Raw genomic sequence first — 7,083 nt, forward strand, 5'->3', positions numbered from 1 at the left:
TTCAAGGTTAAATAACCTTGAAATTTAAAGTTTTTCCTGCCATAAATGGCACTACATCGCCGTATTTTTGCGCTACTTGCCATTCTTGTTTTTCTAAAGCGATGATTTTATCTTTTTCAAATTTAAGATTATGGATTTTACAAGCATTATCTGAAATAAATTTTTGTAAATTTGCTTCATTTGAATGTTTTTCAAAAAGTTCAGCCAACACAGGTAAAATCACCGGTGCGCTAAATACTCCAGCTGCACACCCACAACATTCTTTAGTATGCAAAGGATGAGGTGCGCTATCGCTTCCAAACATAGCCTTTTCATAACCACTAAAAGCAAGCTCACATAAAGCGTCTTTGTCTTCATAGCGTTTTGCAATAGGTTTGCAAAATAAATGTGGATCCATTTTTCCACCCACTACATCATCAAGCGTTATCATTAAATGGTGCAAAGTGATAGTTGCGTATAAATTTTCATAATCTTTTAATAAATCACACAAAACTTTAGTGGTAATATGCTCCATTACGATTTTTAATTTTGGAAAGTTTTTAGCTAATTTTTCATAGATTTTAGCAAAATTTGCTTCTCTATCCATTACAAAATCATTTGTTTCGCCATGCACTAGCAAAGGCAGTCCAAGCTCACTCATAGCATTTAATGTAGGTTTTAACTTTTCTATATCAAAGCTTGAAATTCCATTATCTGAGTTGGTAGTGATACCTGCAGGATAAAGCTTGATAGCAAAAAGCTCATCTTTAGCTTTTTCTAAAAATTGCTCATCATAATCTTTAAAAAATAAAGTCATCAAAGGCGTAAAATCTTCATTTTTGCACGCTTTTAAAATACGTTCTTTATAAGCTTTTAATGCGTTTGTTTCGGTAAGCGGGGTGATTAAATTTGGCATGATAACCCCTGCTTTAAAGTCTTTTACACTAAATGGAGCTACAAGTTCAAGCATACTTTCATCGCGTAAATGTAAATGCATATCCAAAGGGTTTTTAAGTGTCATTTTATCTCCTATTTGAGTTTATATAAGCCGTTTTTAAGTTTTTCAAGTAAAGCTTTTTCTTCTAAAAATTTAAAAGTAGAAATGATGGTAGGTTTGCTGATATTTAACCTTTTAGAAAGCTCTTCTATATTGACAAAGACAAAGCCATCTTCATTAGCATGAAGGGCTAAAAATTCTAAAATTTCAAAGCGTTTTTTACCAAATATTTTCACGCATAGTGTTTTTACTTTATCATCCATTCTCTAACCAAATCAAAAAGAATAAAACTCCAAGTAATTATAGCTAAAACCACGCTAAAAAAAACCCCAGCGCTCGCACAATCTTTTGCTTTTTTAGCTAAGATGTGAAATTCGCTCGTGCAAAGATCCACACAAGCTTCTATGGCAGAATTTAGCGCTTCTACGATCAAAATTAGCACCAAAACAAATACAAGCACAAAATGCTCTAAAAAACTCACAGGTAAAAATAAGCTTGCAACAATCAAAGGTAAAATAATGGCAAATTCTATCCTAAAAGCCATTTCATCTTGGAGTAAAAATTTAATTCCGCTAAAGGCATAGCTTGCATTTTTAAATAAAGAATACTTTGGCTTCATTAAGGATTTTCCTTTAAATTTTTGCTAAATATATCATAATTTGCTTCATATTCTTTGCTATTTACACCAAAATACCCCAGTAAGCTTGAAAAAAGATTATCTTGAGAAAGTTTATAGTCTTTTTTGCTTTGTAAATCTTGGCTTAATTTACTATCTTTGTTCCAAAATATCATCGGTATGTGTTTTTGTTCTTTTGGTGCTATTAAATAAGGCATACCATGAAGATAAATTCCATTTTCACCCAAGCTTTCTCCATGATCTGACAAATAAAGCAAAGAAGCTTCTTTGGTGGGATTTTGCTTAAGCATATCTATAAGGCTTTTTATAATAAAGTCTGTATAAAGTAAAGTATTGTCATAGGTGTTTATGATTTGTTCGTGTGAGCAGGTGTTAAGCTCGTTTGTATCACATGTTGGCATAAATTTTTTAAATGTATTTGGGTAGCGTTTATAGTAAGTTGGCCCATGTGAGCCTTGTAAATGCACAACGATAATTTTGTTTGAATTTATATTTTCAAGCTCTTGTTTTACAAGTTCAAGTAAACTCTCATCATAATCTTTTAGAATTAGCCTATGTTTTATACGATCACAATTTCCTTTACAACCCCCTGAGTTATTACCAAACCAAATACTTTGTACTCCAACCTTTTGTAAGATATCTAAAACATTTTCTTCATATAATCCATCTTCAAAATTTACTCTTTTGTGTCTTGAAAACATACAAGGCAAACTTCTTGCAGTAGCAGTCCCACAAGAGCTTACATCGCTAAAATACACTAAATTTGGCTCATTTTTAGTATAAAAATTCGTATCATTGATCTTATAAGCACCTAAAGAATAATTACTCGCTCTAGCAGTTTCACCTATGACTAAAATCATAAGTTTAGTTGTATTAGTATCTTTTAAACTCGCATCATCTGAAATGATAGTTAGTTCTTTTTTACCTGCTAGCTTTTTCTTTGTAAATTCTATGCTTGAGTATATTGGGTAAAAAGGTAGATTATACATTCTAACGATATTGTGTGATCTTAAAAAAGGCAAAAGTGTTTTTGAGCTAAGAGCTATTAAAGCAAAGCAAAATACCAAAGAAGTCAAAAATAATACACTTTTTTTGAAAAAATATTTTTGATAATCAATCTTAGTAAAAATCACAAGCAAACTAGGAAAAATCACAAAGGTTAAAATATACAAAGCAAAGGAAAAATTAAAATAAGAAAAAAATTCTCTATTGTCTGTTTCAACAACATTTTGTATCATATGATCATCGATTAAAACTCCATAATTACTAACAAAATAACTACAAATAGCACAAGTACTAAGTAAAAATATGCTTAAAATTTTGCTAATGTAGGGAAAATATACCAAAGATAAAACACTCAAAACCAAGAAAAAATAAATTCCAAAAAACACACTAAAAAGCATAGTATTTTGATCTATCTTTTCATATACAAATTCAAACAATGAGAAATTAAACGTCATGATGAAAACCGCATTAAGTAAGGTAAATTTTGTCCATGAAAGTTTTAAATGCATTTTTTTCCTTTGGAATAAAATAAAAACTTAGTCTATTTGAATAAAATTAATAAATCACATATAAAATAGCAACAAAAGAAGATTAGTAAAGGTATTTTATGAAATTATTATCATGGAATGTAAATGGCTTAAGGGCAATTTGTGATAAAAATGCACTTGATTGGATTGAAAAAGAAGAAATTGATTTTATAGGTTTTCAAGAAATCAAAGCACACGAGGATAAATTTCCAAAAAGAATTTATGAGTATCCTTTTAAACATATGCATTCAAATAGTGCTAAAAGAGCAGGGTATTCAGGTGTAATGAGCTTGTGTAATTTTGATTGCGAAGTCAAAAAATGTGAGTTTTTTGATGATGATGAGGGTAGGGTTTTAGAACATAGCTTTAAAAATGTAGTTTTGTTTAATATCTACTTTCCAAATGGTCAAAAAGATGAAGAGCGTTTAAACTTTAAAATGAAATTTTATAATGATTTTTTAGTGTATTTAGATAAGCTTTTAAAAGAAGGTAAAGAAATCATAATATGTGGAGATGTAAATACTGCTCACCGTGAGATAGACTTAACCCACCCAAAAGCTAATGAAAAAACCTCAGGCTTTTTGCCGATTGAGCGCGCTTGGATAGATGATTTGTTAAAATTAGGCTTTATAGATACTTTTAGACATATCAATGGCGATATTAAAGAAAAGTATTCGTGGTGGAGCTATAGAATGAAAGCAAGAGAAAGAAATGTAGGCTGGAGGATTGATTATTTTTTCATTTCTAATGGCTTAAAGGATAAGCTCAAAAATGCCTTTATAAGAGATGATATTTTTGGTTCAGATCATGCTCCTGTAGGGATAGAAATCGATATTTAAGGTATTTTTTAATGCCTTAAATAATTATTAAGTAAAAATTGTTATAATTTCATCTTTAAACTACAAATGGCCCATTCGTCTAGCGGTTAGGACATCGCCCTTTCACGGCGGTAACACGAGTTCGAGTCTCGTATGGGTCACCACTTCTTATTTTATCCCATTTTTTGATAATCATTGTCATATTTTACAAAAAGTTACATTATTTTAAATCAATATTTCTTATTTATTTTCTTTTGTTTAAATTAAGTTAATTTTAAATTAATTGTTATTAATATTCTCAAATTTTTCATTAATTATTTTTAAATTTACATTGACTTCACAATTGTTTTTTAAAATGTACAAAAAGGAGGACAAAATGTATAGACCTAAAAACAAAAACGAGTTAATGAATTTGGTGCATAATGAAAGAATTTCTTTAAGAGATATTGATGTATCTTTGATTGATGATTTTTCTTATGTGTTTTATTATTCTAAAAGACTAGATTTTTTAGGCATTGAGCGTTGGGATGTATCAAATGCTAAAGATATGTCTTATATGTTTTATTGTTGTGAAAGTTTTAATGCGGATTTGTCGCGTTGGAATGTTTCTAAGGTTGAAAATATGGCAAGTATGTTTTTTAATTGCAAAAATTTCAATCAAGACTTATCAAAATGGAACACACAAAGTTTAAAAGATATGTCTTATATGTTTTTTAATTGTGTTAGTTTTAATCATTCTTTATTGCACTGGAAGACTTCAAATGCTACTAGAATGGCCCATTGTTTTGAAAACTGCCATGCATATGAGCATAGCGTTGCAAATTGGGATGTGCAAAATGTAATTACCATGGCATATCTTTTCCATAATTGTAAAAATTTTCATCACGAGCTAGATGAATGGAATATCCAAAAAGGTTGCAATACTCAAAAAATGTTTGGAAATCGCGGTCTTGATAAAATTTATACCGTAAAAGGTATAGAGCTAGAATAAATAAAATTCACACATTTTTTGTGTGAATTTTTCTTTTATCTTTTTAAGCTTCTCATCAAGTTTTTGTACTAAACTTATCTTTTAAAAGTATTATTTTATAGTGCTTAGAGATTATTTTTTAGGAAAATTTCCATGAAAATAAAATTTATTATAAAAAGAGATAAGAGCCAAGTTGCATTTGATATTTTTAAAATCAAAAATGCTATTTTTAAAGCTAATATAAACTCCACAGATGAAAAATTAAATAAAGATTTTTTAGATAAGCTTTGTGATGAGGTTGTAGCTTTACTTGATGAAAAACACACACAAGTAGAGCAAATTCAAGATAAAGTCGAAGAAGTTTTAATCAAAAATGCCTTAGTTAATACCGCAAAATCTTATATTTTATACCGACAAAAAAGAACACAAATTCGTAATGGTAGTTATGATTTACTTAGTTTGTATGATGATTTAACTTTTAAAGATTCTAAAGAAGCTGATTTAAAAAGAGAAAATGCAAATATTAATTCAGATAGCGCTATGGGAATGATGTTAAAATATGGCTCAGAAGGCGCAAAATACTATGTAGATGAGTGTATTTTGCCAAAACATATCGCAAATGCACACAAAAACGGCGATATACACATACACGATAAAGACTTTTATATGCTAACGCAAACTTGTTGTCAAATAGACTTGTTAAAGCTTTTTGAAAATGGTTTTAGTACAGGGCATGGAAGTTTGCGTGAGCCAAATGATATCAGATCTTATGCTTCTTTAGCTTGCATTGCCTTGCAGGCTAATCAAAATGAAATGCATGGGGGTCAATCTATACCAAATTTTGATTTTGCTATGGCAAATGGTGTGGCAAAGACTTTTCAAAAAGAGTATAAAAAGGCTATAAATGCTTTTTTTGAAATAAAATTAGAGCAAAGTTTAGACGAGAGTTGCTTTGATAACACAAAATTTCAAGCTTCAAATGAAAAAGAATGTTTCAAAGAGCTTTTAAAGTTTGACTTAAATAGCGATGAGAATTTTTTAAAACAAGCAAATGCTTATGCTTATAAAAGAGCATTAAAGCAAACCCAAGATGCAACTTTTCAAGCTATGGAAGCTTTGGTGCATAATCTTAATACTATGAACTCAAGAGCAGGAGCCCAAGTACCTTTTAGCACACTAAATTATGGCACCGATACTTCTTTTGAAGGGCAAATGGTAATAGAAAATTTACTCAAAGCCACGATGAAAGGCTTAGGGAATGGTGAAACACCAATTTTCCCTGTGCAAATTTTTAAAGTAAAAGAGGGTGTTAATTATAATGAAAAAGACCCAAACTATAAGCTTTTTAAACTTGCCATAGAATGTGCTTCCAAAAGACTTTTTCCAAATTTTAGCTTTTTAGATGCAAGTTTTAACGCAAAATACTATAAAAAGGGCGATTATAATAGCGAAGTAGCTTATATGGGTTGTAGAACTAGGGTTATGGCAAATGTTTATGATGAGAGCAAAGAAATCACAAGCGGCAGGGGAAATTTAAGCTTTACAAGTATAAACCTTGTGCGTTTAGCCATAGAAGCCAAAGGAAATTTAGAGCTTTTTTACTCACTTTTAAAAGAAAAATTAGAGCTTGTGTATGAGCAATTACTTCATAGATATAAAATTCAAAGTCTAAAAAAGGTTAAAAATTTCCTATTTTTAATGGGCGAGGGAATTTGGATAGATTCAGATACTTTAAAAGAAAATGATAGCGTAGAAAAAATCATAGCACACGGGACTTTAGCTATAGGTTACATAGGACTTTGTGAGAGTTTAATAGCTTTGATAGGTTCCCATCATGGACAAAGTCAAGAAGCAAGGGAGCTTGGCTTACAAATCGTGCGTTTTATGCGTGAATTTGTCGATGAAAAAGCACTCAAAGACAAACTGAATTTTTCACTCATAGCTACTCCAGCTGAGGGTTTAAGTGGAAGGTTTTTAAAGCTAGACCAAAAAAAATACGGCATTTTAAAAGGTATAACCGATAAAGAATTTTATACTAATTCTTTTCATATTCCTGTAGATTTTCCTATTAGTATATATGAAAAAATTCAAATAGAAGCCCCATATCATGAGCTAAATAATGGCGGGCATATTACTTATGTAGAATTAAA

Annotated in this window: 7 protein-coding genes and 1 tRNA gene; 4 read left to right on the forward strand and 4 right to left on the reverse strand. The window is 30.1% G+C overall.

The window, feature by feature from the left end:
• Positions 1 to 7: 7 nt before the first annotated feature.
• The 4 genes from pyrC to CAMP18497_RS04165 are packed head-to-tail and all read right to left on the reverse strand — an operon-like array spanning position 8 to position 3,127.
• Positions 8 to 1,000 carry a dihydroorotase gene (gene pyrC / locus CAMP18497_RS04150; protein WP_337212631.1) on the reverse strand — a complete coding sequence of 331 codons (993 nt, stop codon included), beginning with the start codon at positions 998 to 1,000 and terminating at the stop codon, positions 8 to 10.
• An 8-nt stretch (positions 1,001 to 1,008) separates the two neighbouring features.
• Complete coding sequence (locus CAMP18497_RS04155; protein ID WP_263726716.1) at positions 1,009 to 1,239, reverse strand: helix-turn-helix domain-containing protein; 231 nt, start codon at positions 1,237 to 1,239, stop codon at positions 1,009 to 1,011.
• Positions 1,224 to 1,595: a diacylglycerol kinase gene (locus CAMP18497_RS04160; protein ID WP_214100142.1), complete on the reverse strand. Its 372-nt coding sequence runs from the start codon at positions 1,593 to 1,595 to the stop codon at positions 1,224 to 1,226. Before CAMP18497_RS04160 ends, CAMP18497_RS04155 begins: the two co-directional genes overlap by 16 nt.
• Entirely contained in the window at positions 1,595 to 3,127 is a 1,533-nt protein-coding gene (locus CAMP18497_RS04165; protein WP_337212635.1) for a phosphoethanolamine transferase, read from the reverse strand. Before CAMP18497_RS04165 ends, CAMP18497_RS04160 begins: the two co-directional genes overlap by 1 nt.
• Before the next feature lie 98 nt (positions 3,128 to 3,225).
• Between CAMP18497_RS04165 and CAMP18497_RS04170 the strand changes: the two genes are divergently transcribed.
• The 4 genes from CAMP18497_RS04170 to CAMP18497_RS04185 all read left to right on the forward strand — a co-directional run.
• On the forward strand, positions 3,226 to 3,984 hold the full coding sequence (locus tag CAMP18497_RS04170) for an exodeoxyribonuclease III (RefSeq protein WP_337212637.1): 759 nt from the start codon (positions 3,226 to 3,228) through the stop codon (positions 3,982 to 3,984).
• A 68-nt stretch (positions 3,985 to 4,052) separates the two neighbouring features.
• Positions 4,053 to 4,127 (forward strand) — tRNA-Glu (locus CAMP18497_RS04175).
• A gap of 212 nt (positions 4,128 to 4,339) precedes the next feature.
• The gene (locus CAMP18497_RS04180; RefSeq protein ID WP_337212639.1) at positions 4,340 to 4,954 is read left to right on the forward strand and encodes a BspA family leucine-rich repeat surface protein; all 615 of its coding nucleotides are present in this window, start codon (positions 4,340 to 4,342) and stop codon (positions 4,952 to 4,954) included.
• Between the two features lie 132 nt (positions 4,955 to 5,086).
• A partial coding sequence (locus tag CAMP18497_RS04185) for an anaerobic ribonucleoside triphosphate reductase (RefSeq protein WP_337212641.1) occupies positions 5,087 to 7,083 on the forward strand: 1,997 nt, incomplete at its 3' end.

Origin of the sequence: Campylobacter sp. W0066.1 (assembly GCF_024723635.1) — a bacterium.
GTDB classification, from domain to species: Bacteria; Campylobacterota; Campylobacteria; order Campylobacterales; family Campylobacteraceae; genus Campylobacter_D; species Campylobacter_D lari_C.